At 74.3% G+C, this 24126-nt stretch carries 20 protein-coding genes; 9 read left to right on the top strand and 11 right to left on the bottom strand.

Annotated elements, in window-relative coordinates; all coding sequences use genetic code 11:
- Positions 1–52 precede the first annotated feature (52 nt).
- Both ACY0MR_RS25955 and ACY0MR_RS25950 read right to left on the bottom strand, forming a co-directional pair.
- Positions 53–1624 (bottom strand): amidohydrolase, encoded by a 1572-nt coding sequence (locus ACY0MR_RS25955; RefSeq protein WP_473555665.1) that lies wholly within the window; start codon positions 1622–1624, stop codon positions 53–55.
- The gene (locus ACY0MR_RS25950) at positions 1531–3180 is read right to left on the bottom strand and encodes an APC family permease (RefSeq protein WP_473555662.1); all 1650 of its coding nucleotides are present in this window, start codon (positions 3178–3180) and stop codon (positions 1531–1533) included. The genes ACY0MR_RS25955 and ACY0MR_RS25950 overlap by 94 nt, the downstream gene beginning before the upstream one ends.
- 99 nt (positions 3181–3279) lie before the next feature.
- Between ACY0MR_RS25950 and ACY0MR_RS25945 the strand changes: the two genes are divergently transcribed.
- Positions 3280–3891, top strand: a complete 612-nt coding sequence (locus ACY0MR_RS25945) for a TetR/AcrR family transcriptional regulator (protein ID WP_361848743.1) — start codon at positions 3280–3282, stop codon at positions 3889–3891.
- Here the strand turns inward: ACY0MR_RS25945 and ACY0MR_RS25940 are convergent, their stop codons facing one another.
- Positions 3892–6879, bottom strand: a complete 2988-nt coding sequence (locus ACY0MR_RS25940) for a bifunctional [glutamine synthetase] adenylyltransferase/[glutamine synthetase]-adenylyl-L-tyrosine phosphorylase (RefSeq protein ID WP_388799522.1) — start codon at positions 6877–6879, stop codon at positions 3892–3894.
- A 378-nt stretch (positions 6880–7257) separates the two neighbouring features.
- On the opposite strand from ACY0MR_RS25940, the gene ACY0MR_RS25935 reads away from it, so the two are divergent.
- From ACY0MR_RS25935 to ACY0MR_RS25925, 3 genes are all read left to right on the top strand, one after another.
- Positions 7258–9426, top strand: coding sequence for a PIG-L family deacetylase (locus tag ACY0MR_RS25935; RefSeq protein ID WP_473555660.1), 2169 nt, complete (start codon positions 7258–7260; stop codon positions 9424–9426).
- Positions 9427–9521: 95 nt separating this feature from the next.
- The gene (locus tag ACY0MR_RS25930) at positions 9522–10031 is read left to right on the top strand and encodes a pyridoxamine 5'-phosphate oxidase family protein (RefSeq protein WP_361848734.1); all 510 of its coding nucleotides are present in this window, start codon (positions 9522–9524) and stop codon (positions 10029–10031) included.
- A gap of 10 nt (positions 10032–10041) precedes the next feature.
- Positions 10042–10473: a VOC family protein gene (locus tag ACY0MR_RS25925; RefSeq protein WP_404080118.1), complete on the top strand. Its 432-nt coding sequence runs from the start codon at positions 10042–10044 to the stop codon at positions 10471–10473.
- A 21-nt stretch (positions 10474–10494) separates the two neighbouring features.
- On the opposite strand, the gene ACY0MR_RS25920 is transcribed toward ACY0MR_RS25925, so the two are convergent.
- The gene (locus tag ACY0MR_RS25920; RefSeq protein ID WP_361848728.1) at positions 10495–10989 is read right to left on the bottom strand and encodes a GNAT family N-acetyltransferase; all 495 of its coding nucleotides are present in this window, start codon (positions 10987–10989) and stop codon (positions 10495–10497) included.
- 152 nt (positions 10990–11141) lie between these two features.
- Positions 11142–12503 (bottom strand): glutamine synthetase family protein, encoded by a 1362-nt coding sequence (locus ACY0MR_RS25915; protein WP_361848725.1) that lies wholly within the window; start codon positions 12501–12503, stop codon positions 11142–11144.
- Between the two features lie 293 nt (positions 12504–12796).
- Between ACY0MR_RS25915 and ACY0MR_RS25910 the strand changes: the two genes are divergently transcribed.
- From ACY0MR_RS25910 to ACY0MR_RS25895, 4 genes are all read left to right on the top strand, one after another.
- Positions 12797–13177 (top strand): hypothetical protein, encoded by a 381-nt coding sequence (locus tag ACY0MR_RS25910; RefSeq protein ID WP_404080125.1) that lies wholly within the window; start codon positions 12797–12799, stop codon positions 13175–13177.
- 74 nt (positions 13178–13251) lie between these two features.
- A complete protein-coding gene (locus ACY0MR_RS25905; RefSeq protein WP_388799507.1) occupies positions 13252–13899 on the top strand; it encodes a DUF3105 domain-containing protein in 648 nt (215 codons plus the stop codon).
- Positions 13896–14576: a DUF305 domain-containing protein gene (locus ACY0MR_RS25900; protein ID WP_392863189.1), complete on the top strand. Its 681-nt coding sequence runs from the start codon at positions 13896–13898 to the stop codon at positions 14574–14576. Before ACY0MR_RS25905 ends, ACY0MR_RS25900 begins: the two co-directional genes overlap by 4 nt.
- A 131-nt stretch (positions 14577–14707) precedes the next feature.
- Positions 14708–15127 (top strand): CBS domain-containing protein, encoded by a 420-nt coding sequence (locus tag ACY0MR_RS25895; RefSeq protein ID WP_361850209.1) that lies wholly within the window; start codon positions 14708–14710, stop codon positions 15125–15127.
- Here the strand turns inward: ACY0MR_RS25895 and ACY0MR_RS25890 are convergent.
- Both ACY0MR_RS25890 and ACY0MR_RS25885 read right to left on the bottom strand, forming a co-directional pair.
- The gene (locus tag ACY0MR_RS25890; protein WP_404080129.1) at positions 15112–15942 is read right to left on the bottom strand and encodes an alpha/beta fold hydrolase; all 831 of its coding nucleotides are present in this window, start codon (positions 15940–15942) and stop codon (positions 15112–15114) included. The two genes, ACY0MR_RS25895 and ACY0MR_RS25890, sit on opposite strands and share 16 nt — an antisense overlap.
- Positions 15939–16727: a DUF998 domain-containing protein gene (locus ACY0MR_RS25885; RefSeq protein WP_473555655.1), complete on the bottom strand. Its 789-nt coding sequence runs from the start codon at positions 16725–16727 to the stop codon at positions 15939–15941. Before ACY0MR_RS25885 ends, ACY0MR_RS25890 begins: the two co-directional genes overlap by 4 nt.
- A 273-nt stretch (positions 16728–17000) precedes the next feature.
- On the opposite strand from ACY0MR_RS25885, the gene ACY0MR_RS25880 reads away from it, so the two are divergent.
- Positions 17001–18758 carry an NAD+ synthase gene (locus tag ACY0MR_RS25880; protein ID WP_473555652.1) on the top strand — a complete coding sequence of 586 codons (1758 nt, stop codon included), beginning with the start codon at positions 17001–17003 and terminating at the stop codon, positions 18756–18758.
- Here the strand turns inward: ACY0MR_RS25880 and ACY0MR_RS25875 are convergent.
- From ACY0MR_RS25875 to ACY0MR_RS25860, 4 genes are all read right to left on the bottom strand, one after another.
- The gene (locus tag ACY0MR_RS25875) at positions 18727–19965 is read right to left on the bottom strand and encodes an MFS transporter (RefSeq protein ID WP_473555650.1); all 1239 of its coding nucleotides are present in this window, start codon (positions 19963–19965) and stop codon (positions 18727–18729) included. The genes ACY0MR_RS25880 and ACY0MR_RS25875 overlap by 32 nt on opposite strands.
- 144 nt (positions 19966–20109) lie before the next feature.
- Positions 20110–21135, bottom strand: a complete 1026-nt coding sequence (locus ACY0MR_RS25870) for an endonuclease/exonuclease/phosphatase family protein (protein WP_361850200.1) — start codon at positions 21133–21135, stop codon at positions 20110–20112.
- Between the two features lie 202 nt (positions 21136–21337).
- Complete coding sequence (locus tag ACY0MR_RS25865; RefSeq protein ID WP_388799483.1) at positions 21338–22021, bottom strand: TetR/AcrR family transcriptional regulator; 684 nt, start codon at positions 22019–22021, stop codon at positions 21338–21340.
- Positions 22022–22136: 115 nt separating this feature from the next.
- Complete coding sequence (locus ACY0MR_RS25860) at positions 22137–23891, bottom strand: MFS transporter (RefSeq protein WP_473555648.1); 1755 nt, start codon at positions 23889–23891, stop codon at positions 22137–22139.
- Between the last annotated feature and the right edge of the window lie 235 nt (positions 23892–24126).

Genomic DNA, 24126 nt, shown 5'->3' with positions numbered 1-24126 from the left:
GGCGCGGAGCGCGCGCCCGGATCCGGCGGCTGACGCCGGGCCGGGTGTCCGCTCAGCCGCGGTGGGTGATCCGGCCGCCGGCGACGGTGAGGCGGACCGGGGCGTCCGCGAGCTCGTCCGCCGCGGCCTCCACCGGATCCACCGCGAAGGCCGTGAGGTCGGCCCGGCAGCCCGGGGCGATCCGGCCCGCGATCCGCTCCTCCCCCGCCGCGAACGCCGCGTGGGTGGTCATGCCCTCCAGGGCCATCAGGCCTGTCAGCCCGTGCCGGGCCGAGGCCGCGCCGCGCGGGGCGCGGGCGGTGGCGAGGACCTGCCGGGCGTCGTGGTGCGCGATCGGCCAGTCGGAGCCGAGGGCGAGGTGCGCTCCGGTTTCCCGCAGGTCACGGCAGCGCCAGGCGCGGGCCGCCCGTTCCCCGCCGAGCCGCCTGGACCACTCGTCGGTGTGGTCGGCGCGGGTGTAGGCGGTGTGCGGGGGCTGCATCGAGGCGACGACGCCGAGCGCGGCGAACCGTCCCAGCTGGTCGTCGGGGACCGTCTCGATGTGCTCGATCCGGTGCCGGGGCCCTCCGGCGCCCAGGGCTTCCACGGTGTCGAGGACGTGACGGACGGCCGCGTCGCCGATGGCGTGGGTGGCGGTGCCGACCCCGGCCCGGTGGAGGTGGCGTACGGCGGCTGAGTACGCGGCGGGGTCCGGCCAGAAGGCGTCGGTGCCCCGGCCGTGGCAGTCGGCGTGCTCCAGCCAGGCGGTGCCGCCCTCGACGGTGCCGTCCATGAAGAACTTCACGCCGCCGACCGCCCAGAGGCGTCCGGCCCGCTCCTGGAGCCGTACGAGCCCGTCCAGCTCCTCCGCCGTGACGCCCGGCATGCACCAGGGGGCGAGCCGGAGGCGCAGGGGGAGGTCGCCGTCCTCCTCCAGGGCGGTGAGCAGCCCGGGCACGTCGGTTCCGCCGAGGTCCATGACGTGGGCGGCGGCGAGTCCGGTGGCGGCCATCTCGCGGAGCAGTCCGACGAGCCGGTCGCGGCGCTCGGCGTACGGGCGGGCGGGCAGGACCGGTGCCATCAGGTCCATGGCGGCGTGCTCGACCAGGTGCCCGGTGGGGCGGCCGTCGGCGTCGCAGACGATCTCGGAGAGCTGGGCGAAGGCGCGGGGGCCGTCGATGCCGGCGGCCCTGAGGGCGTTGCCGTCGGCGAGCGCCGAGTGCCCGTCGTAGAGGCGGAGGAACGCGGGGGCGCCGTCGAGGACGTCCTCGACGAGGTCCCGGTGGACGGGGCGGCCGCCGAAGGCGTTGTGGTCGAGGCCGAAGCCGATGACCCAGCCGTCGCGGCGTTCGGCGGCGCGGAGCGCGGCCCGCAGCCCGTCGAGGTCGGTGACGCCGGAGAGGTCGGTGCCGTCGGCCATCTCCAGACCCCAGACGGGGTGGCTGTGGGCGTCGGTGAGGCCCGGGGTGAGGGTGGCGCCCGCGAGGTCGACGACCTCGGTGCCGGGTCCGCGCCAGGCGCGGGCGTCGGCGTCGTCGCCGAGGGCGGTGATCAGTCCGTCGCGGACGGCGACGGTCGTGTGGCCGCTCGGCTCGGGGGTACGGACGCGGGCGTCGACGAGGAGGAGGTCGGGGGCTGCGGACACGAGGGGTCGGCTCCTTCGGCGTGCGGGTGCGGGGCGGGGGACGGCTGCGCGGGGTGGGGTGCGGCGGGGGGTTCCGCGGCGAAGCGGGCGTAGACCTCGGGGCGGGTGCGGCGCAGCCGGTGGGCGAGGAGGAGGCCGAGGCCGAGGACGGCGGGGACGACGGCGACGAGGACCGTGTTGACCGTCGGGGAGGCGCCGGTGAAGAGCGCGACCTTGGAGGCGACCAGCCAGATCGCCACGGCGAGGAGGACGGCGGCGGTGACGGGGGCGACGAGGGTGCGCAGGGCGCCCTCCTGGTGCGGGACGCGCCGGAAGTAGCGGACGACGGCGAGGGCGGCGAGCAGCATCAGGGCCATCAGCCCGAGCATGCCCGGGGTGTTCACCCAGAGCAGCAGCTGGGTGTACGGGTCGGCGCCGGCGGTCGCGAAGCCGAGGACGACGACCGCGCCGAGCGCGGTCTGGGCGAGGCCCGCGACGTACGGGGAGCGGTGGCGGGGGTGGATCCGGCCGAGGGCGGCGGGCAGGACGCCCTCCTCGGCGAGGGCGAGGGCGTAGCGGTTGATGGCGTTGTGGAAGGCGAGCAGCGAGGCGAGGATGCTGGTCACGATGAACACGTGCATCAGGTCGGCGGCCCAGGGGCCGACGTAGGTGGTGATGGCGGCGAAGAAGAGTCCGCCGGTGTCGCCGGCGGCGGCCGCGACGACCCGGTCGTCGCCGAAGGCCTGGATCACGGTCCAGACGACGAAGGCGTAGAAGAGCCCGAGGAAGCCGACCGCGATGTAGGTGGCGCGGGGGATGGTGCGGGCGGGGTCGCGGGCCTCGCGGCGGTAGATGACGGTGGACTCGAAGCCGGTGAACGCCGAGAAGGCGAAGGCCAGGACGGCCGCGGTGCCGGGGACGAGGACGTTGCCGGGGGCGAAGGAGGCGAGGGAGAGACCGTCGGCGCCGCCCTCGAGGAGCACGCCGCCGGCGAGGAGGAGGAGGATGCCGGTCTCGGCGACGAGGAGGACGCCGAGGACCTTGGCGCCGAAGTCGATCGAGCGGTAGCCGCCGTACCAGATGACCGCCAGGCCGGCGAGGGCGACGGGGAGCCAGGGCAGGTCCGCGCCCCCCAGGGCGCCGGCGGTGTCGGAGGTGGCGGAGCCGAGGAGTCCGTAGACGCCGATCTCCATGCCGTTGTAGCCGACCATGGCGACGAGGGCGGCGGCGATGCCGAGGGGGGTGCCGAGGCCCTGGGCGATGTACGCGTAGAAGGCGCCGCCGCTGCGGACGTGGCGGCTCATGGTGGTGAACCCGACGGCGAAGATCGCCAGGGTGATGCCGGCGAGGAGGTAGCCGGCCGGGGCTCCGATGCCGCCGAGGACGAGGGCGATGGGGGCGACGCCGGCCATCACGGTGAGCGGGGCGGCGGCGGAGACGACGAAGAAGGAGATGTCGGCGGTGCCGAGGGTGCCGGGACGCAGGCCGGGTGCCTTGTCGGAGGTGCCGGAGGAGGTGCTGGGGGAGGTGCTGGGGGAGGTGCCGGGTGACTCGCCGGCGGGCAGGCGGGAGGACATGCGGGAGAAGCCCTTCTCGTAAACCTAAAGGCTTTCGGTTGGCGCAATGTAGCCTCGTCCCCGACGATTCGGGAAGACCTGAACAGCTGGAGTACGTCCATGGGCCGGCCGCACAAGCCCCTGCTCGACCGGGTGCGCATCACCACCACCGCACTCGAACTCGTCGACGAACAGGGCGACTTCAGCGTCCCGCAGATCGCCCGGCGACTCGGCGTGCAGACGGCCTCGGTGTACCACCATGTGGACGGCCGGGACGGCATCGTGGAGCTGCTGCGCGAGCGGGTCTGCGAGGCCATCGACGGCGGAACGCTCGACGGACGCCCCTGGGACGCGGCCGTCGCCGCCTGGGCGCGGTCCTACCGGGCCGCCTTCGCCGCGCACCCCAAGGCGATCCCGCTGCTCACCACCTCGCCGGTGCGGGCCCCGCGGGTCCTGGAGCAGTACGAGAAGGCGGTCGCCCTCCTCCTCGACGCGGGCTTCGCCCTCCCGGACGTGATGCCGGTGATCATCGCCCTGGAGAACCTGGTCCTGGGCTCCGCCCTCGACATGGCGGCCCCGGAGGCGATGTGGGAGCTGGCCGACGACACGGCGACACCGCGCCTCGCGCGGGCGCTCGCCGCCTTCCCCGAGGGCGGCCGCACCGACACCGCCTTCGAACTCGCCCTGGCCGGCTACCTGGCGCACCTCCGCGGCATGCCGGACCGCGCGTAGCTACGCCCCGTAGAACAGCTCCTCGACGACCGCCCTGGCCCGGCGGGTGATCCGCCGGTAGTCGTCGACCATCTCGCCGACGTGACCGGCCTCGTACCCCAGGTACCGCCCCACCGCGGCGAGTTCGCGCGGGTCCGAGGGAAAGGTGTCGCCGGGCCGGCCGCGGACCAGCATCACCGCGTTGCGGACCCGGGTGGCGAGGACCCACGCCTCGTCCAGGGTCTGCGCCTCCTCCGTCGGGATGAGCCCGGCCGCGTGCGCCGCCCGCAGCGCCTCGCGGGTCCGGGTCGTCCGCAGCCCCGGCTCGGCCCAGCCGTGCCGCATCTGGAGCAGCTGGACCGTCCACTCGACGTCGCTGAGGCCGCCGCGCCCCAGCTTGGCGTGGAGCGTCGGATCCGCCCCGCGCGGCAGCCGCTCGGACTCCATGCGGGCCTTGAGCCGGCGGATCTCGCGGACGGCGTCCTCGCCGAGCCCCTCGGCCGGATAGCGCAGCGGATCGACGAGCTCGACGAACCGCTCCCCCAGCTCGCGATCGCCCGCGATGGGTTCGGCGCGCAGCAGCGCCTGGCTCTCCCAGACGAGCGACCAGCGGTGGTAGTAGGCGGCGTACGACTTCAGGGTGCGGACCAGGGGCCCGCTCTTGCCCTCCGGCCTGAGGTCGGCGTCGATGAGCAGCGGCGGGTCGGCGGTGGGCAGCTGGAGCAGTCTCCGCATCTCGGCCACCACCCGGTTCGCGGCCCGCGCCGCCTCCTGCTCGTCGACGCCCTCGCGCGGCTCGTGCACGAAGAGGACGTCGGCGTCGGAGCCGTACCCCAGCTCGTGGCCGCCGAAGCGGCCCATGCCGATGACGGCGAAGCGGGTGGGCAGTTCGTCGCCCCACTCGGCGCGGACGGCGGCCCGCAGGGCGCCCGCGATCGTCGCCGCGTTCAGGTCGGTGACGGCCTCCCCCACCCGGTCGACCAGCGCGCCGGGGTCGGGCTCGCGGGGGCTGTCCTCGGTGCCGTACGAGCCGATCAGGTCGGCCGCCGCGGTCCGGAACAGCTCCCTGCGGCGCACCCCGCGGGCCGCCGCGACGGCCTGCTCGGCGTCGGACGCCCGGCCCACCGCCGCCAGGACCTCCTGTTCCAGGTGGTCCCGGCCGCGCGGCCGGAGGCCCTCCGGGTCGCCGAGCAGCGCGACCGCCTCGGGGGCGCGCAGCAGCAGGTCGGGCGCGAGGCGTCCGGCGGAGAGGACCCGGGCGAGGTTCTCGGCGGCGGCGCCCTCGTCGCGGAGCAGCCGCAGGTACCAGGGCGTCTTGCCGAGGGCGTCGGACACCTTGCGGAAGCCGAGCAGACCGGCGTCCGGGTCGGCGGAGTCCGCGAACCAGCCGAGCAGGACCGGGAGCAGCGTCCGCTGGATCGCGGCCTTGCGGCTCACCCCGGCGGCCAGCGCCTCCAGGTGGCGCAGGGCGGCGGCGGGGTCCTCGTACCCCAGTGCTTCGAGGCGCTGTCCCGCGGCCTTCGTGCTGAGCCGGATCTCGCCCGGGGCGAGCTGGGCGAAGGCGTCGAGCAGCGGCCGGTAGAAGAGCTTCTCGTGCAGTCGGCGGACGACGGCGGCGTGCCGCTTCCACTCCTTGTTCAGATCGGCGACCGGGTCGGTGCGCAGGCCGAGGGAGCGGCCGAGGCGGCGCAGGTCGGCCTCGTCCTCGGGGACCAGGTGGGTGCGGCGCAGCCGGTACAGCTGGATGCGGTGCTCCATGGCCCGCAGGAAGCGGTAGGCCTCGTCGAGCTGCGCGGCGTCGGCCCGGCCGACGTAGCCGCCGGCGGCGAGGGCGGCGAGCGCGTCGAGGGTGGTGCCGCTGTGCAGTCCGGCGTCGCTGCGGCCGTGCACCAGCTGGAGGAGCTGGACGGCGAACTCGACGTCGCGGAGGCCGCCGGGGCCGAGCTTCAGCTCGCGGTCGATCTGGGCGGCGGGGATGTTGTCGACGACCCGGCGGCGCATCTTCTGCACGTCGGGGACGAAGTTCTCCCGCTCGGCGGCCTGCCAGACGAGGGGGGAGACGGCGTCGATGTACTGGGCGCCGAGCTCCGGGTCGCCGGCCACCGCGCGGGCCTTGAGCAGGGCCTGGAACTCCCAGGTCTTGGCCCAGCGCTGGTAGTACGCCAGGTGGGAGGAGAGCGTGCGGACGAGGGGCCCGTTGCGGCCCTCGGGCCGCAGGTTGGCGTCGACCGGCCAGATCGTGCCCTCGACGGTGGTCTCCGAGCAGATCCGCATGAGGTGCGAGGCGAGCCGGGTGGCGGCCTGCATCGCCTGGGGCTCGTCGGCACCTTCCGCGGGCTCCGCCACGAAGATCACGTCCACGTCCGAGACGTAGTTGAGCTCGTGGCCGCCGCACTTGCCCATCGCGATCACGGCGAGCCGGCAGAGGGCCGCGTCGGCCGGCGCGGCCGTCCGGGCGATGGCGAGGGCCGCGCGCAGCGTCGCCGTCGCCAGGTCGGCGAGTTCGGCGGCGGCGCCGGCGACGTCGATGGTGCCGCACACGTCACGGGCCGCGATGGCCAGCAGGCACCGGCGGTAGGCGACGCGCAGCGAGACCGCGTCCACGGCGTCGGCGAGGCCCCGCTCGAACTCGGCCACCCCCGGGTGCAGGTCGGCGGCCTCGTACGTGACGAGGGACTCCCAGTCCCTCGGGTGCCGGGCCAGGTGGTCGGCGAGCGCCTCGGAGGCGCCGAGCACCCCGAGGAGCCGGTCCCGGAACGGCTTGGCGGCGAGCAGGGTGGTCGTGAAGGTCTGCCGCTCGGCCTCGGGCTGCGCCTCGGCCAGGCGGACGAGCCCGGCCAGCGCGAGGTCGGGATCGGCGGTCGCGCCGAGGGCGTCGAGGAGGACGGAGTCGCCGCGCAGCGCCGACAGCTCGGGCGCGTCCAGGAGCCGCTCGGCCCCGGACGGGTCGGTGAATCCGTGCCGCAGCAGACGTGAGAACGTGCTGCTCCTGCGTCCCGGCACCGTCATTCCGCCGCTCCCTCCGAGCCGGTCCGCCCCGGGTCGGCCCCGGGGCTCACCCCCGGGTCGGAACCCGGGCGGATCGAGCCTATCCGGAGCGGGGGACGGGGGCGTTCAGGCCTGCGGTTCGCGGCGGATCACACGTGATGTCCCGCACATCGATGGCTTTTCGAGGGCGATGAACCGTATTCCTTGAAAGTCCGTCTTGCTGGGGGCGGACCACCCCCGCCTGCCCGAACCCGCCGAAGCGACCCTGACGCGGCTCCCGAGGCATGTGCGGGACGACCCCGCCTGCCCGAGCCCGATCAGGCGACCCCTGACCCCGCCCCGTACCCCCAGCGCGGGACCGCCCCGCCTGCCCGACCCGTTGAAAGCGCGCCGCCGACCATGTCCGAACGCCTCCGCCGCCGTCTCCCCCTGTCCCGCCGCAGGGCCGTCTCCACCGCGGTCACGACCGTCCTGGTGGGCGGCACCTTCGCCGGACTCCTGTCGGTGACCGGCACGCCGAAGCCGGCCGCGGCCCAGACGGCGACGCCGGGCGCGGCCGTGCCCGCGCCCCGGTCCCCGGCCACGCCCCGGGCCGTCGCCCCCTCCCCGGTGCCGATGGCCACCGGCCCGGACATGCGGGCCCACGCCCCGTCCGACCGGTCCCCCGCGGCACGGCCCGCGTCCGCGCCCTCCGTCCTGCAGATCGTGGCCCACCCGGACGACGACCTGTTCTTCATGAACCCGGACATATCCCAGACCATCCGCTCCGGCACCCCGCTGGCCGCGGTCTATCTGACGGCCGGCGAGTCGAACGGCGTCAACGCGCGCCCCCGCGACGCCGCCGCGGTCAGGGCCGACAAGGCGGGCTACGCAGAAGCCCGGCAGAACGGCATCCGCGCCGCGTACTCCGAGATGGCGACGGGCAGCCGGACCAGCCCCTGGGACCGGGTGGCGATCCCCACGGCCGGCGGCGGGCTGGCCGAGCTGGACACCCTGCGCGCCGACCCGAAGGTCAGGCTGGTGTGGCTGCAGATACGCGAGGCCGGTTCGACCGACCAGTACCGCCCGCACAGCCTGAACGGCCTCTGGCACGGACTGGTCGACACGCTGGAGTCGCAGCGCTCCTCGGGCACCCCGGTGGCCGCCGACTTCCGGTACACGAAGGACGAGGTCGTGGCGACGATCGCCGGACTGCTCGACCGCTTCCGCCCGACCTTCGTCCGCATGCAGGACCCGAGCCCCGGCACCGACCCGAAGACCGGGAGGATCCGCGACCACCAGGACCACCTGTACGGCGCGCGGTTCGCGCAGGCCGCGCTCGCCCGGTACGCGGAGCTGCCCGGGCATCCGCGGGTCGGCGTGCAGAACTACCTCGGCTACCCGACCAGCGTCCTGCCGCACACGCTCGACCCCGAGGCGGCGGGCGACAAGCTGAGGACCCTCAAGACCTACGCCTGGATGGACGGCGTCAACGACTGCGGGACGCCCGCCGGCTGCGGCGACCTGAAGGTGGCCGCGCGGCCCACCGGCCGCGGCTGGACCGCGACCGTGCGCTACGCCCGGGGCACCTCCACCTCCTGGGTGCAGCGGGACCGGGACGGCGGGCTGCACGCCTTCTCCGTCCTCGACGGGCAGCTCGCGGCCTGGCGGAAGCCCGCCGGCGGCGGCGCGTGGCAGGGCCCGACGCTGCTGCCCGGCGGCGGCATGGACAGCGGGGTCACCTCGGTCTCGCTGCCGGACGGCCGGATCGCCGTCTACGGCACCCGGACGCTCCTGGCGGGCGGCCCGGCCGGCTACCGCCGCGAGGTCGTGACCACGGAGCAGACGGCCCCCGGCGGGGCCTTCGGCCCGTGGCGCTCGCTGGGGACCCCCGAACGGAGCGACGCGGCCGGCACCTCCGACATCAGCGCACCCGCCGTGGCCGTGGGCGCCGACGGCCGCGCGACCCTGGTCCTGCGCGACAGCCTGCGGCGCCTGACGGCCCGCGAGCAGGGCGCGGACGGCGGCTGGGGCCCCTGGCGGGTGCTCGGCGGCACCGACGTCGTCGGCGACCCGGTCGCCGCGACGGACGGCAGGGGCCGGGAGTACGTCTTCGCGAGCACCGTGACGAGCGTGCTCGTCTGGGCCCGGCACGTGCCCGGCGGACCGCTCACGGGACCCGCGCCGACCGCGCTCCCGCCGACGACCGTGGCGCTCAGCGCGACTCCGGCCCCGAACGGCGACGGCGTACGGCTCTGGTTCCGCAAGCCGGCCTCCGGCGATCTGCGCAGCGCCGACTTCTCGGGCGCCGCGCCGGTCTCCCCGGTGACCGAGCTGCCCGGCGGCGTGGCGGGCTTCGGCCCGGTGAGCGGCGGCGAGGGGCTCCTCGCGGTCCGCTCCCGGACCGGCTTCCTGGCGACGGCGGCGCACGGCAGGACGGGGGCCGGACCGGCGTGGAAGCTGGAGCGGTTCCTCTTCGCGGGGGCGCCGGACGCGGGGGCGGACGGCGTGGCGGCGATCGGCCTGGACGGCCGCCTGCACTGGACCCCGGCGGTGCCGGCCGGGCGGGCGGTCGCGGCGGCCGAATGAGCCGCGGCGGACCGATGAGTTCGGCGGGCCGGACCGGTCGTCACCGGTGAGTGCGCGCGTGCCTGTGCGCACAGGTGACGACGGAGGGAACGCCGATGAACCCGCAGAACCCGCGGACGGACCTCGACCCCCGGTACAGCGACGCCACGGCGGACCCGGCCCCCTGGGCGGAGGCCGAGGCGCTGCTCGCGGCGGCCGAGGTCTTCTGGCTGACGACCGTGCGGCCCGACGGGCGCCCGCACGTGACGCCCCTGATCGCCGTCTGGTCGGAGGGCGCGCTGCACTTCTGCACGGGACCGGACGAGCGCAAGGCCCGCAACCTGGAGGGCAACGGCTCGGTGGTCCTCACGACCGGCACGCCCTCGCTGGGCGGAGGGCTCGACCTCGTGGTCGAGGGCGAGGCGGTCCGGGTGACGGACGACGACCGGCTCGCGGCCCTCGCCGGGGCCTGGGTCGAGAAGTACGGGGAGGAATGGCGTTTCGAGGTGCGCGACGGGGCGTTCCTCGGGGACGGTGGGACGGCCCTGGTGTTCGCGGTCGCGCCCCGCACGGCGTTCGGCTTCGCCAAGGGCGACCCCTTCGGACAGACCCGCTGGCGTTTCTGAGGAGATCCCCGTGAACTGGACACTGGAAGTCGTGCCGGTCCCCGTCACCGACATGGACCGGGCGAAGGAGTTCTACGCCGCCCGGTGCGGCTTCGCCGTCGACCTGGACACCGAGCCCGCGCCGGGGGTGCGGATCGTCCAGCTCACCCCGCCGGGCTCGCGCTGCTCCCTCGCGCTGCTGAGCGGAATGCCCCCGATGCCGGACACGAAGGCGATGGCCCCGGGCAGCCTCCAGGGCCTCCAGTTCTGCGTGACGGACATCGAGGCGGCCCACGCGGAGCTCGCCGGGCGCGGGGTCGACGTCTCGGAGGTCCGGCACCTGGGCGACCAGGGCTGGGCGGCCGGCCGGGGCGGCACCTGGAACTCCTTCATGACCTTCACGGACCCGGACGGCAACGGCTGGACGGTCCAGGAGGCGCCGTCGGACCTCTCGGAACGCTGACACCTGGGCCGGGGCCGGAACCTAGAAGCCCAGATAGAAGTGCCGGAGCTTCTCGTCCTCGGCCACGCGGCGCATCCCGGCGGCCTCCATCACCCGGTGGGAGGGCGGGTTGTCCAGGTCGGCGTCGCCCTTCACCCCGGAGGCGCCGGCCCGGCGGGCGGCCTCGACGAGCGCCCGGAGCGCCTCGGAGGCGTAGCCCTTGCCACGATGGGAGGGCACGAGTCCGTACCCGACGGTCACCACCCCGATCTCGTCGGGCGGTCCGTGGAACCCGATCCCGCCGATGGCGAGGTCCGGGCCCGGCAGCCGTATCTCGTAGGCCCCGAACACCCCCGGGTCCCCGTCCTCCGCCCAGCGCCGCACGGCCCGTCCCGCGACGGCGACGTCCGCGACCCCCGGATACCCCTCGGCCCAGGAGCAGCCGGGCCCGGGCTCCCCGGCGACGATGGCCCCGGCCACCTCGACGGTCAGCGGATGCAGCACGAGCCGCGCGGTGGCGACGGGTTCGATCTTCACGGCGCGAGTCTGGCCCACCCGCCGGACCCCGGGCAACGGAATACCGGGGGACGGTCCGCGGGCGGCCCGGCAGGGGGGAACGGCTCGGGGCCGGCGGTGCGCCACCGCCGGCCCCGAGGCCGTGTTCCGGGTGCTCCCGCTCCGGCCTGCCCCTACAGCACCGGCAGGTTCTTCCGGAGCTCGAAGGCGGTGACCTCGGAGCGGTATTCCTCCCACTCCTGCTTCTTGTTGCGGAGGAAGAAGTCGAAGACGTGCTCGCCGAGCGTCTCCGCCACCAGTTCGCTCTTCTCCATCAGGGCGATCGCCTCGCCCAGGTTCTGCGGGAGCGGCTCGATGCCCATCGCGCGGCGCTCCGCGTCGGAGAGGGCCCACACGTCGTCGTCGGCGCCCGCCGGGAGTTCGTAGCCCTCCTCGATGCCCTTGAGGCCGGCGGCGAGGAGCACCGCGTACGTCAGGTAGGGGTTGGCGCCCGAGTCGATGGAGCGGACCTCGACGCGCGAGGAACCCGTCTTGCCCGGCTTGTACATGGGGACGCGGATCAGGGCCGAACGGTTGTTGTGGCCCCAGCAGATGTACGAGGGGGCCTCGCCGCCCGAGCCCGCCGTGCGGGACGAGCCGCCCCAGATGCGCTTGTACGAGTTGACCCACTGGTTCGTCACGGCGGAGATCTCGCCCGCGTGCCGGAGCAGGCCCGCGATGAACGAGCGGCCGACCTTGGACAGCTGGTACTCGGCGCCCGACTCGTAGAAGGCGTTCCGGTCGCCCTCGAACAGCGACAGGTGGGTGTGCATGCCCGAGCCCGGGTACTCCGAGAACGGCTTCGGCATGAACGTGGCCTGCACGCCCTGCTCCAGCGCCACCTGCTTCATCACCAGACGGAACGTCATGATGTTGTCGGCCGTCGAGAGGGCGTCCGCGTACCGGAGGTCGATCTCCTGCTGGCCCGGCGCGCCCTCGTGGTGGCTGAACTCCACCGAGATGCCCATGGATTCGAGCATCGTGATCGCCTGGCGGCGGAAGTCCATGCCCACGTTCTGCGGGGTGTGGTCGAAGTAGCCCGAGTTGTCCGCCGGGGTGGGGCGGGTGCCGTCGAGCGGCTTGTCCTTGAGGAGGAAGAACTCGATCTCGGGGTGCGTGTAGAAGGTGAAGCCGAGGTCCGAGGTCTTGGCCAGGGCCCGCTTCAGGACGTACCGCGGGTCGGCGAAGGACGGCGAGCCGTCCGGCATCAGGATGTCGCAGAACATCCGCGCGGTCCCCGGCGCCTCGGCCCGCCACGGCAGGATCTGGAACGTCCCCGGATCCGGCTTGGCGATCATGTCCGACTCGTATACACGGGCGAATCCCTCGATCGCCGAGCCGTCGAAGCCGATGCCCTCGTCGAAGGCCTGCTCCAGCTCGGCGGGCGCCACGGCCACCGACTTCAGGAAGCCCAGCACGTCGGTGAACCACAGACGTACGAAGCGGATGTCGCGCTCCTCGAGCGTACGGAGCACGAATTCCTGCTGCTTGTCCATTTCCACACCCATCCTCGCTGGTCAGGCCGCCTGCTCCCACCGCCTCGAGCACATCGGGGGGCACCTGAGCATCCCACCACATGGTTTCGCGCACGTTGCACACCCATACTGCCTGCTCGGGTGTGACTCAGGTAACGGGGGAAGGGCGGCGTCCGGGTGTCGGTCCGGCCCCGCGCCGCCCGCCCGCCGGTACCGAGTGGTACCCCGTTCGGCCCACGGAGCCCCCGCGCCCACTACGATCTGCGCCCATGGGGGCCACACGGCTCGTACGCCCGTCCCGGCACGCGCGTCCCATGGCACTGGCGAGTGCCGTGGCGACGCTCCTCGCCGCGCTCTTCTTCTGTCTGGGCGCCGGTCCCGGGCCGGGCGACCACCACGCGGACGCCGTTCCGCGGGCGACCGCGGGCACCGGTGCGACCGGCACCCCGGCCGCCGCCACCCGCGCGGCCGGCGGGACGGCCGTCGAGTACGTCTGCCCGTACGACCGCGGCGGCTGCTCCCTGTTCCCCTCGCTCTCCCCCGCGGTGCTCAGCGCTCCCCCGCTCGATCCGCCGCTGCACGCGGCGGACGGGCCGCCGCGCTCCGAGCCGGCGTCCGGCGACGGTGCCGCGCGCCGCTCCGGCGTCCGGCCGCGCGCGCCGGATCTGCACGTCCTTCAAGTTCTCCGGACGTAGCGGCGGCGGGCTCCCGCCCTCCGCACGTCCAGCCCCGAACTCCACCCCCCTCCCTGAAGAAGGACGACACCACCATGGCCGCCAAGAGCTCCGCCAACGCCGACCGCCGCGCCCGAATAGAGGAGATGCGCCGCGCCGAGCAGGCCCGTGAGCGCCGCAACCGCCTCGTCACGATCGGCGTCTCGGGCGTCGTCGTCCTCGGCCTCGTCGGCTTCGGCACCTTCGTGCTGATGAAGAAGTCGGACGAGCAGGACCAGAAGGACGCGGCCGCGAAGGCCCCCATCACCGCCGAGAAGAGCTGGGACGCCGCGAAGCTCGGCCGCAACCACGTCGAGACGGCCGTGAAGTACGACATGAAGCCGCCGGTCGGCGGCGACCACCACCCGGTGTGGATGAACTGCGACGGCGTCGTCTACAAGAAGCCCATCGCCGAGGTGAACGCCGTGCACTCCCTCGAACACGGCGCCGTCTGGGTGACGTACAGCAAGAAGGCCTCCCCCGACGACGTGAAGAAGCTGGAGGAGAAGGTCGGCAAGACCAAGTACACGCTGATGAGCCCGGTCGACGACCAGTCCGGCGCCCTCATGCTGTCCGCGTGGGGCAAGCAGGTCACCGTGGACGACGCGAGCGACCCCCGCATCGACGCCTTCTTCACCAAGTACGTCCAGGGCCCGCAGACCCCCGAGCCGGGCGCCGCCTGCACCGGCGGGATCGGCCAGTGAGCCGGACCGGCGGGGACGACGGCGACCTCGCGCCGGCGTCCCCGCCCCGGCGCCGCGACCGGACGCAGTGGGCGGCGGTCACGGCCGTCGCCCTCGCCCTGCTGTTCGCCGGGGGCGCCGTCACCGTCGCCTCCGCCGAGCGGGAGGAGGCGCCCGCGACACCCGGCACGCTCTCCGCGGACGCCGGCTTCGCCCGGGACATGGCGGTCCACCACCAGCAGGCCGTCGAGATGTCGTTCATCGTCCGGGACCGCACCCGGAACGAGGAGGTGCGCCGGCTCGCGTACGACATCGCCAACACCCAGGCCAACCAGCGGGGCATGATGCTGGGCTGGCTCGACCTGTGGGGACTGCCCAAGATCGAGTCCGGCGTCGAGCCGATGACCTGGATGGGCATGGGCGGCTCCGGCGACACCGGTCCGCTCGACGGCGCCCTCATGCCGGGCATGGCGACCAACGCCCAGCTGGACCGGCTGCGGAGGGCGAGCGGCCGTGAGGCCGAGGTCCTGTACCTGAAGCTCATGACCGAGCACCACAGGGGCGGGGTCCACATGGCCGAGGGCTGCGTCCAGAAGTGCTCGGTGGACATCGAGCGCAACCTCGCCCAGGGCATGGTCGACGCCCAGAAGTCCGAGATGCTGCTGATGGCGGACATGCTCGCGAAGCGCGGCGCCTGACGGCCCGGACCGGCCCCCCGGTCCCCCCGGCCCCCGTGACCCCTGCGGTCGCGGGGGCCGTGGCGTACGCCGACAATGGAGGGGGCTCGGGGACGCACGTGTGACCACGTCCGAGGAAAGGTACCCACCCCATGACCACGGCGAAGGACATCATGCACCCCGGGGCCCAGTGGATCCCGGCACACGAGACGCTCGACCGCGCCGCGCAGATGATGCGCAACCTGAACGTGGGCGCGCTGCCCGTCGCCGACGAGAACGAACGGCTCTGCGGGATCGTCACGGACCGCGACATCGTGGTCGGCTGCGTGGCCATGGGTCACGACCCCTCGAAGATCACCTGCGGCGAGATGTCGAAGGGCACCCCCCGCTGGGTCGACTCGGACGCGGACGTCGGCGCCGTCCTGGAGGAGATGCAGGGCCACCAGATCCGGCGGCTCCCCGTCATCGAGGAGAAGCGGCTGATCGGCATGATCAGCGAGGCCGACCTGGCCCAGCACCTCTCGGACGAGCAGCTCAAGGGCTTCTGCGAGAGCGTCTACGCGCCTTCCTGACCGGAGCGCGACGGGCTCAGGACCGCCCGCGCGACCGCCTCCGGGCGGTCCTTCATGACCAGATGGCCCGACGGCACGGCCGCCTCGTAGTGGGCGCCGAGCCGCCGGGCCAGCTCGCGCTGGCGCCGTTCCCAGCGGGCCGAGCCCCCGGGGGCGGCGAGGACGGTGACGGGCAGGTCCGGCGGGAGGGGGTGCGCGGTGCGCAGGGCGAGGAGCCCGGCGGCGACGGCTCCGTAGTGGGCGTTCTCCAGGAGGACGCCGCGCAGGACGCGTGAGGTGCGGTAGACCCGGCGCACCAGGTCGGCGGGAGCCGGGTCGTGGGGCACGGCGGCACGGCGGGCCGCGGGGCCGAGCGCGGCGGGGAGTCCGGCGGCGCACAGGACCTCGCCGAGGACGCGGGAGACGGCCGCCGGGAACGCGCCCGCCCGGGGGTGCTCCTCCACCGACGCGTCCAGGAGCACGAGGGCGGCGGTCCGGTCCGGGTGGAGCCGGGCGAAGGCCTCGGCGTGGAACCCGGCGATCGAGTGGCCGACGACGGTGGCGGGGCCGGGGAGTCCCAGCGCGTCGAGCAGGGCGGCGATCCGGTGGGCCTCGCCGGCGGCGGTGGGCGGGGTCGCGGCGGGCTGGGAGAGGCCGTGCCCGGGACGGTCGAAGCGGACGACCGTGCGGTGCGGTGCGAGGAGCGGGACGACGGGGTCCCAGTCGAACCAGCTCATCGCGAGGCCCGCGCTCAGGACGCAGACGGGGCCCGAGCCCTCGACGACGACGTGGTGGGCGACGCCGTCGATCCGGACGAGGACCGGCCTGTCGGTCACCGCTCCTCCCCCGGCTCGGGGGCGGGCGGCGAGGTCGCGAGGGAGTACGCCAGGACCGCGAGCCAGACCGCGACCAGGAGCACCTGGAGCCGCTGTCCGGCGCCGAGCGCCCAGGTGCCGCGGCCCGCCTCGAAGGCGGCGACGGCGGCGAGGGTCCAGACGGTGGCGGCGAGCTCCAGGGCGACGACGACCAGGCCGGTGCGGGCGAGCGGCCGCCGGGGGCCGTACCGGCGGGTCGCCGCGGTCAGGGCCACGAGGGCGACGAGCGCGCCGGTCATGGCGAGACCGGAACTCACCGCGTGGGCCGTGTGGGTGGCGGGCACCAGCCCGGCGGCCTCGCGCGCGGCGCACGCGGGATCGACGGTGGCGGCGCAGCTGAGCGGGAGGCGGGAGTCGGCGACGGTGGCCGCCCCGAAGAGGGCGAGGGCGCCCCAGCCGAGGAGGGCCCAGGGCTCGCGGACCCGGCGTGCCCGGCCGGCCTCCGGGGTCGGCGTGCCACCGGTCCGGGGCGGCCGGGGGTGCCCCGGCGCGGGGGTGGCGGCGGGGCGGCGGGTCCGGGTCCCGGCCCGTCCCAGGACGGCGCCGACCAGGACCAGGGCGCCCGCCAGCAGGTCGGTGGCGCGGAAGAAGGTGCCGAAGGGCTGGTCGGAGGCCGCCAGTTCGGAGACGTACGTGCGGACCGGGTCGAGGCCGGTCCGCAGGAACGCTTCGAGGGCCCAGGCGGTGTACGCGAGCGCGCCGAGGGCCAGCAGGGCGGCCGAGGCGCGCGTCACGTTTCCGGGCATGGTGGGTCTGACGCTACGGCGTGCCGGAGGGTTGCCGTCGGCCGGGGTGGGCCGGGCCCTTCTGCCGGTCCGTCAGGGATCGCCATGCGGGCCATGATCGACCGGGCGGGGCCGGGGCGGGCGGCGGACGCGCCGAGCGGACGGACCCGGTGCGCACACCTGGCCGCGTACAGGCGGAGCGTGTCGGGGGCGGGCAGGTATCCGGGGCGCGGCCGACGCTTCCCGGAGCCGTTTCCCAGGACATCGCGTCGGTCTGACGATTACACTGGCCGGGTGCCTCAACTACGCCTCGCCCTGAATCAGATCGACTCGACCGTCGGAGACATCGCCGGGAACGCCGAGGCGATCGTGCACTGGACCCGGCACGCCGCCGGACAGGGCGCGCATCTCGTCGCGTTCCCCGAGATGGCGCTGACCGGATACCCCGTCGAGGACCTCGCGCTGCGCTCCTCGTTCGTCGAGGCGTCGCGGGCGGCCCTGCGCGGTCTCGCCCGCCGCCTCGCGGACGAGGGCTTCGGCGAGGTGGCGGTGGTCGTCGGCTACCTGGACCGCTCCGAGCGTGCGGAGCCGAAGCTCGGCCGGCCGGCCGGTTCGCCGGAGAACGCCGCCGCCGTGCTGCACCGGGGCGAGGTGGTGCTGCGCTTCGCCAAGCACCACCTGCCGAACTACGGCGTCTTCGACGAGTACCGCTACTTCGTCCAGGGCGACACGCTGCCGGTGGTCCGGGTGCACGGGATCGACGTGGCCCTGGCGATCTGCGAGGACCTGTGGCAGGACGGCGGCCGGGTGCCGGCGGCCCGGCACGCGGGGGCGGGGCTGCTGCTGTCGGTCAACGCCTCGCCGTACGAGCGGGACAAGGACGACACGCGCCTGGAACTGGTCGGCCGGCGGGCGCGGGAGGCCGGGTGCGTGACCGCGTACCTGGCGAGCACGGGCGGCCAGGACGAGCTGGTCTTCGACGGCGACTCGATCGTGGTGGACGCGGACGGCGAAGTGATCGCGCGGGCCCCGCAGTTCGTCGAGGGCAGCGTGCTCCTCGACCTGGAGCTGCCGGCCGCCGATCCCGACGCGCCGGAGGGGCTGGTGAACGACGGGCTGACGATCGACCGCGTGGTCCTCTCGGCGGAGCCGCTGCCGGCGTACGAGCCGGAGCTGACGGGCGGTTACGCGCACCGGCTGGACGACGACGAGGAGGTGTACTCGGCGCTGGTGATCGGCGTCCGGGCGTACGCCGCGAAGAACGGTTTCCGCTCGGTGCTCGTGGGCCTCTCCGGGGGCATCGACTCGGCGCTCGTCGCCGCCATCGCCTGCGACGCGCTCGGCGCGGAGAACGTCCACGGGGTGTCGATGCCCTCGAAGTACTCCTCCGACCACTCGCGGGGCGACGCCGCGGAGCTGGCCCGGCGCACCGGGCTGCACTTCCGGACCGTGTCGATCGAGCCGATGTTCGACGCGTACATGGGGGCGCTCGGGCTCACCGGCCTCGCCGAGGAGAACCTCCAGTCGCGGCTGCGGGGCACGACGCTGATGGCGCTCTCCAACCAGGAGGGCCACATCGTCCTGGCGCCGGGGAACAAGTCCGAGCTGGCGGTCGGCTACTCCACGCTGTACGGCGACTCCGTCGGCGCGTTCGGGCCCATCAAGGACGTCTACAAGTCGACCGTGTTCCGGCTGGCGCGCTGGCGCAACCGGGCCGCCGAGGAGCGCGGCCAGACCCCGCCGATCCCGGAGAGCTCGATCTCCAAGCCGCCGAGCGCGGAGCTGCGCCCGGGGCAGGTCGACACGGACTCGCTGCCGGACTACGACACCCTGGACGCGATCCTCTCCCTGTACGTGGACCAGGACCGGGGCCGGGACGAGATCGTGGCGGCCGGGTTCGACGGGGAACTGGTCACGAAGACGCTGCGGATGGTGGACACGGCGGAGTACAAGCGGCGCCAGTACCCGCCGGGCACCAAGATCTCGGCGAAGGGCTTCGGGAAGGACCGGCGGCTGCCGATCACGAACCGCTGGAGGGAGACGACGGGCTGATCCGCCGGTCCGCGGTGGCGAGGGGGCTCTGCGCGACGACGCGCGAGGTCCCCTCCCCCGTGCCCCGGTCGCGGTCGAGCAGGCCGGCGACCGCGGCGATCGCCAGGCCCACCACCGTGAGGCCGGCGCCGACGAGCGTCGGCGAGGTCCAGCCCCAGCCCGCGGCGACGGCGGTGCCGCCCGCCCAGGCGCCGCCGGCGTTGGCGAGGTTGAACGCGGAGTGGTTGGAGGCCGAGGCGAGCGTGGGGGCGTCCTTGGCCTTGTTCATGACCAGCATCTGGAGCGGGGTGGTGGTCATGAAGCCGACGGCGCCGAGCACTACGACCGTGACCAGGGCCAGCCAGGGCACGTGGACGGTGAAGCGGAAGGCGACCAGCGCGAGGACGAGGGTGGCGAGGGAGCCGTACAGGGTCGGCCGGAGCGCCCGGTCGGTCAGCGGGCCCGCGGCGAGCGCCCCGCCGGTCATGCCGAGGCCGAAGAGGGCGAGGACGACGGTGACGGTGGAGTCCCCGAAGCCCATCACCTCGGTGGTCATCGAGGCCAGGTACGAGTAGACGGCGAAGACGCCCGCGAAGCCGAAGACGGCGGTGAGCAGTCCGAGCAGCACCTGCGGGCGGCGGAGCGCGCGCACCTCGCGGCCGAGGCTCTGCCGCTCGTCCACCGGGACGTGGGGCACGAGGCGGGCGAGGGCGGCGACGGCGACCAGGCCGACGGCGGACACCACGAGGAAGGTGGCCCGCCAGCCGAGGTGCTGGCCGAGCAGGGTCGCGGCCGGTACGCCGAGGATGTTGGCGACGGTCAGGCCGAGGAACATGGTGGCCACCGCGCGGGCCTGCCGCCCCTCGCGCACCAGGCGGGCGGCGACCACGGCGCCGAGTCCGAAGAACGCGCCGTGCGGCAGGCCGGCGAGGACGCGGCCGGCGACCAGCCAGCCGAAGCCGGGGGCGAGCGCGGAGGCGAGGTTGCCGACCGTGAAGAGGGCCATGAGCAGGAGCAGCATCCGCTTGCGCGGGATGCGGGAGCCCAGGGCGGTGAGCAGCGGGGCGCCGACGACGACCCCGATGGCGTACGCCGAGACGAGGTGGCCCGCGGTGGGGACGGAGGTGCCGAGATCGTCGGCGACCTGCGGGAGCAGGCCCATCATCACGAACTCGGTGGTGCCGATGCCGAAGGCGGAGACGGCGAGCGCGAGCAGCGCCAGGGGCATGGGGAGGGCCTTTCCTGAAGATAGTTCTTCTACGGAACAAAGGCTCTCAGATGTTTTCTTCCCGGCGGCCTCCGGGGCGTGAAGGGAAGGTTTCGCCCCGGGATCCGGCCGTCCCCGCCCGTGGGCCCCGGGGGTCCGCGCCGGCTACAGCTTCACGCGGGCGGCGAGCGGGAGGTGGTCGCTCTGCGTCTTCGGGAGGGCCCAGGACGACATCGGCTCGACGCCCCTGACCAGGATCTGGTCGATGCGGGCCATCGGGAACGAGGCCGGCCAGCTGAAGCCGAAGCCGTCGCCCGCCGCGCCCTGGGTGGAGCGGAGCTGCGAGGAGATGCCGTTGAGCGCGCGGTCGTTCATGGTGCCGTTGAGGTCGCCGAGGAGGATGATCCGCTCGTGCCGGTCGTCGGAGATGGCCTCGCCGAGGGCGTTCGCGCTGACGTCGCGCTGGTTGGCGGTGAAGCCGGCGTTCAGCTTGACCCGGACGGACGGCAGGTGGGCGACGTAGACGGCGACCTCGCCCGCGGGGGTGACGACGTCGGCGCGCATGGCGCGGGTCCAGCCCATCCGGATGTCGACCGGCTGCGCGTCGCGCAGCGGCAGCTTGCTCCAGAGTCCGACGGTGCCCTCCACCGCGTGGTACGGGTAGGCGTCCGCCAGGTTCTTCTCGTATGCCGGGACCATGTCGCCCTTGAGTTCCTCCAGGGCGATGACGTCGGCGCCGGAGGCGGCGAGCTCGCGGGCGGTGCCCGCGGCGTCCGGGTTGTCGGCGTTCACGTTGTGGGTCGCGACGGTCAGGTCGCCGCCCGGCTCGGACTTGTCGGCGACGAGGCCGCCGAAGAGGTTCAGCCACACCACGGCGGGGAGCAGCAGGGCGATCAGCGCGGTGGCGGAGCGGCGCAGCAGGGCGAGGACGAGGAGGAGGGGGACGAAGAGGCCGAGCCAGGGCAGGAAGGTCTCGGTGAGGCTGCCGAGGTTGCCGATCCGGTTGGGGATGTCGGAGTGCAGGACCATCAGCAGGGTGAGGGCCACCGCGAAGAGCGCCAGCAGGATGCCGCGGCGCCAGATCCCGGGGTCGCGGCGGAGTCCGCCGAGGGCGGTCCGGAAGCGGGAGGAGGCCGGGTGCCCGTCCCCCGCGCCGCCCTGCTCGGTCTCCGTCATGTCCACCCGCGCCATCGCCCGTCCTCACTGCCTTGCTGCCGTGCCGTCTTGCTTCCGTGCTCCGTGGCCCACGTCGACACTAGGGGATGACGGGGCCCTCGTACGCCGGGTGGGACGACGGGCGGGGCGTGGCGGGTTCCTGCAGGTGGCGTCCCCGGGCGGGCTGTGACAGAACGCGCACATTCGGCCGGGTACGGTCCTGTGGTGCGGGCGATGGTCAGTCCCGGGGTCGCAGGCCGTCCATCACGGTATCGACGACCCGCTCCGCGAGGCCGGGCTCCAGGGAGGAGCCGGGGCGGATGACGGTGCGCAGCAGCAGCGGGCCCGTGAGGAGGTCGTTGACGAACTCGACGTCGAGGTCGTCGCGGATCTCGCCCAGTTCCATCCCGCGCCGGACGGTGTCCAGGCTGAGGCGGCGGCGCGGTTCGATGACGGTGTGGTGGTAGACCTCCCACAGCCGGGGGTAGAGCTGCATCTGCGCGAACGCGTTGTGGAGCAGGCTGGAGGTCCGCTTGGCGACGCCGCGTTCGCGCATCGACTCCAGGAGGACCACCAGGTCGCCCCGGACCGAGGTGCCGGACAGCACCGGGTCCGGCGGTTCCATGGTGCGGAGCAGGTCGACGAGGAGCTCTTCCTTGCCGGTCCAGCGGCGGTAGATGGTGGCCTTGCCCACGCCGGCGGTACGGGCGATCCGCTCGATGGACAGTTCGGCGAGCGGGACGCCGTCGTCGAGGAGCCCGACGACCGCGTCGAAGACGGCCTTCTCGACGCCCTCGCTGCGGGGCCGCCCGCGCCGGGCCCCGGCCGGGGCCCCCGCCGAACCGCCGGGCGATCCGCCGGTCGCGGCACCGTCGCTCTGGGTCTCCGGGATTCCGGGGGTCCCGCCGTCCTGCCGCGACACGTGCGCTCCACCTCTCGTTCGGGCCCTCGGGCACCACCGGCGCCTTCCGGCACAGCCACCGCCCTCGGGGACCACCGCCGCCCTCGGGGACCACCGGCGCCTCAGGCCTCGTGCCCTACCGTCGGGCCGATTCTCCCTCTTCGGAGGACGGGCCCGGCACCGAGCCCCGCCGGGCGTCGCCCGCCGGGCCGGTTCCGGGTGCCGCCTCGCCCGGTGCCGCCTCGCCCGGACCCGTTCCGTCCGGTCCCGGCCCGCCGGGTCCCGCGGCACCCGGTCCGGGTGCGCCCGCGGTGCCCGCCGGCGTACGGCCGGGGAGGAACATCGCGACCACCGCCGCGCCGACCAGGCCGATCAGCGCCGAGGCGAGCGCCGTGACGTGCATGGCGTCCAGGAAGGCGCCGTACGCCGGGGCCACCAGGTCCCGGCCCGCCGGGCCGAGCTTCTCGGCGACCGCGAGCGTGGCCTCGACGGACTCGCCCGCGGCGCCCCGCAGGGCCTCCGGGACGGTGCCGAGGTGCCCCTCGATCTCGCCCCGGTAGGTGGAGGAGAGCAGCGAGCCGAGGACGGCGACGCCCAGCGCCCCGCCGACCTGGCGGAAGGTGTTGTTGATCGCCGAGCCGGAGCCCGCCTTCTCCCGGGGCAGCGCCTGCATGATCGAGACCGTGACGGGAGGCATGATGTGCGCCATTCCCGCGCCCTGGACGAAGAAGACGACCTCCAGGACCCAGACCGGGGTCGAGGCGTCGAAGAGGGCGAAGGCACCGAGGCCCAGGGCGACGAGCAGCATGCCGGCCGTGCAGACGGCCTTGGCGCCGAAGCGTTCGACGACGAGCCGCGCGCGGGGCGCGAAGACCATCTGCGCGACGGCCAGCGGCAGGATGAGCAGCCCGGACTGCAGGGCGCTGTAGCCGCGGACGCTCTGCAGGTAGAACGCGGAGAAGAAGGTGACGCCCATGAGCGCGAAGAACACGAGCGCGATCGCGGCGACGGCCGCGGAGAACGCGGGCCGCTTGAAGTAGCTCATGTCGATGGCCGGGTGGTCGCTGCGCCGCTCGTGGAGGACGAAGAGGACCAGGACGGCGAGGCCTCCGAGGACCGGGGCGAGGACGCTGAGCGCGGTGAAGTCGGCCAGTTCGCCGCCGCGGATGATCCCGTAGACGAGGAGGACGAGTCCGACGACGGAGAGCAGCACGCCGGGGAGGTCGATCCGGCCGGGCCGGGGGTCGCGGGAGTCGGGAACCAGCCAGATCATCAGGGCGAGGGCGAGGAGCACGACGGGCACGTTGACGAGGAAGATCGATCCCCACCAGAAGTGTTCGAGCAGGATCCCGCCGGTGATCGGGCCGATCGCGATGGCGAGGCCGACGCCGCCGGCCCATATGCCGATGGCCTTGGGCTGCTCGTCGCGCTCGAAGACGTTCATGAGGACGGCGAGCGTCGCGGGCATGACGAAGGCGGCGCCGAGGCCCATGACGGCGCGGAAGGCGATGAGCTCGCCGGGGGAGCCCGAGAACGCGGCGAGAGCGGAGCCCAGGCCGAAGACGGTGATGCCGAAGAGCAGCACCTTCTTGCGGCCGAGGCGGTCGCCGAGCAGGCCGGAGGTGAAGAGGAGACCGGCGAAGACGAGCGTGTAGGAGTTGATCGCCCACTCCAGCTCGCTCTGCGTGGCGCCGATGCCGGTGGGCGCCGGGGAGGCGATCGTCTTGACGGCGACGTTCAGGATCGAGTTGTCGAGGACGACGATCAGCAGGCTGAGCATGAGGACGCCGAGGACGGCCCAGCGGCGCCTGTGGACGGCCTCGGGGACCCGGGGACCGGCGGGTCCCGGGGGTGCGGCGGGTGCGGGGGATGCGGAGGACGGCTGTGGCATGCCCACCACCCTAGAGCCATTTCGATACGAGACCGTCTCGTATCGAAACTTCTGACCGAGGCTTTACGTTGCGGGCCCGTGAACCGGGTTCACGGCCCGTGGCGCCCGTGTCGCGGCCCCGTGAACCCGTGTGGCGCCCCGTGAACCCCCTGTCACGGCCCCGTGAACGCCGCCCCGGCACGCCGGTGTGAAGAGCGCCACTCCGGCCCACTTCCCCGCCCGCCCGGCGAAGTGC

The sequence above is a fragment of the Streptomyces sp. JN8 genome (assembly GCF_055808075.1).
This window is presented reverse-complemented; position numbering and strand designations above follow the sequence as displayed.

What these genes read in the sequence shown, in the direction of transcription:
- ACY0MR_RS25950 (WP_473555662.1), bottom strand. Translation starts at nt 3,180, where the DNA reads ATGTCCTCCCGCCTGCCCGCCGGCGAGTCACCCGGCACCTCCCCCAGC.
- ACY0MR_RS25945 (WP_361848743.1), top strand. Translation starts at nt 3,280, where the DNA reads ATGGGCCGGCCGCACAAGCCCCTGCTCGACCGGGTGCGCATCACCACC.
- ACY0MR_RS25940 (WP_388799522.1), bottom strand. Translation starts at nt 6,879, where the DNA reads ATGACGGTGCCGGGACGCAGGAGCAGCACGTTCTCACGTCTGCTGCGG.
- ACY0MR_RS25935 (WP_473555660.1), top strand. Translation starts at nt 7,258, where the DNA reads ATGTCCGAACGCCTCCGCCGCCGTCTCCCCCTGTCCCGCCGCAGGGCC.
- ACY0MR_RS25930 (WP_361848734.1), top strand. Translation starts at nt 9,522, where the DNA reads ATGAACCCGCAGAACCCGCGGACGGACCTCGACCCCCGGTACAGCGAC.
- ACY0MR_RS25915 (WP_361848725.1), bottom strand. Translation starts at nt 12,503, where the DNA reads ATGGACAAGCAGCAGGAATTCGTGCTCCGTACGCTCGAGGAGCGCGAC.
- ACY0MR_RS25910 (WP_404080125.1), top strand. Translation starts at nt 12,797, where the DNA reads ATGGCACTGGCGAGTGCCGTGGCGACGCTCCTCGCCGCGCTCTTCTTC.
- ACY0MR_RS25905 (WP_388799507.1), top strand. Translation starts at nt 13,252, where the DNA reads ATGGCCGCCAAGAGCTCCGCCAACGCCGACCGCCGCGCCCGAATAGAG.
- ACY0MR_RS25895 (WP_361850209.1), top strand. Translation starts at nt 14,708, where the DNA reads ATGACCACGGCGAAGGACATCATGCACCCCGGGGCCCAGTGGATCCCG.
- ACY0MR_RS25885 (WP_473555655.1), bottom strand. Translation starts at nt 16,727, where the DNA reads ATGCCCGGAAACGTGACGCGCGCCTCGGCCGCCCTGCTGGCCCTCGGC.
- ACY0MR_RS25875 (WP_473555650.1), bottom strand. Translation starts at nt 19,965, where the DNA reads ATGCCCCTGGCGCTGCTCGCGCTCGCCGTCTCCGCCTTCGGCATCGGC.
- ACY0MR_RS25870 (WP_361850200.1), bottom strand. Translation starts at nt 21,135, where the DNA reads ATGGCGCGGGTGGACATGACGGAGACCGAGCAGGGCGGCGCGGGGGAC.
- ACY0MR_RS25860 (WP_473555648.1), bottom strand. Translation starts at nt 23,891, where the DNA reads ATGCCACAGCCGTCCTCCGCATCCCCCGCACCCGCCGCACCCCCGGGA.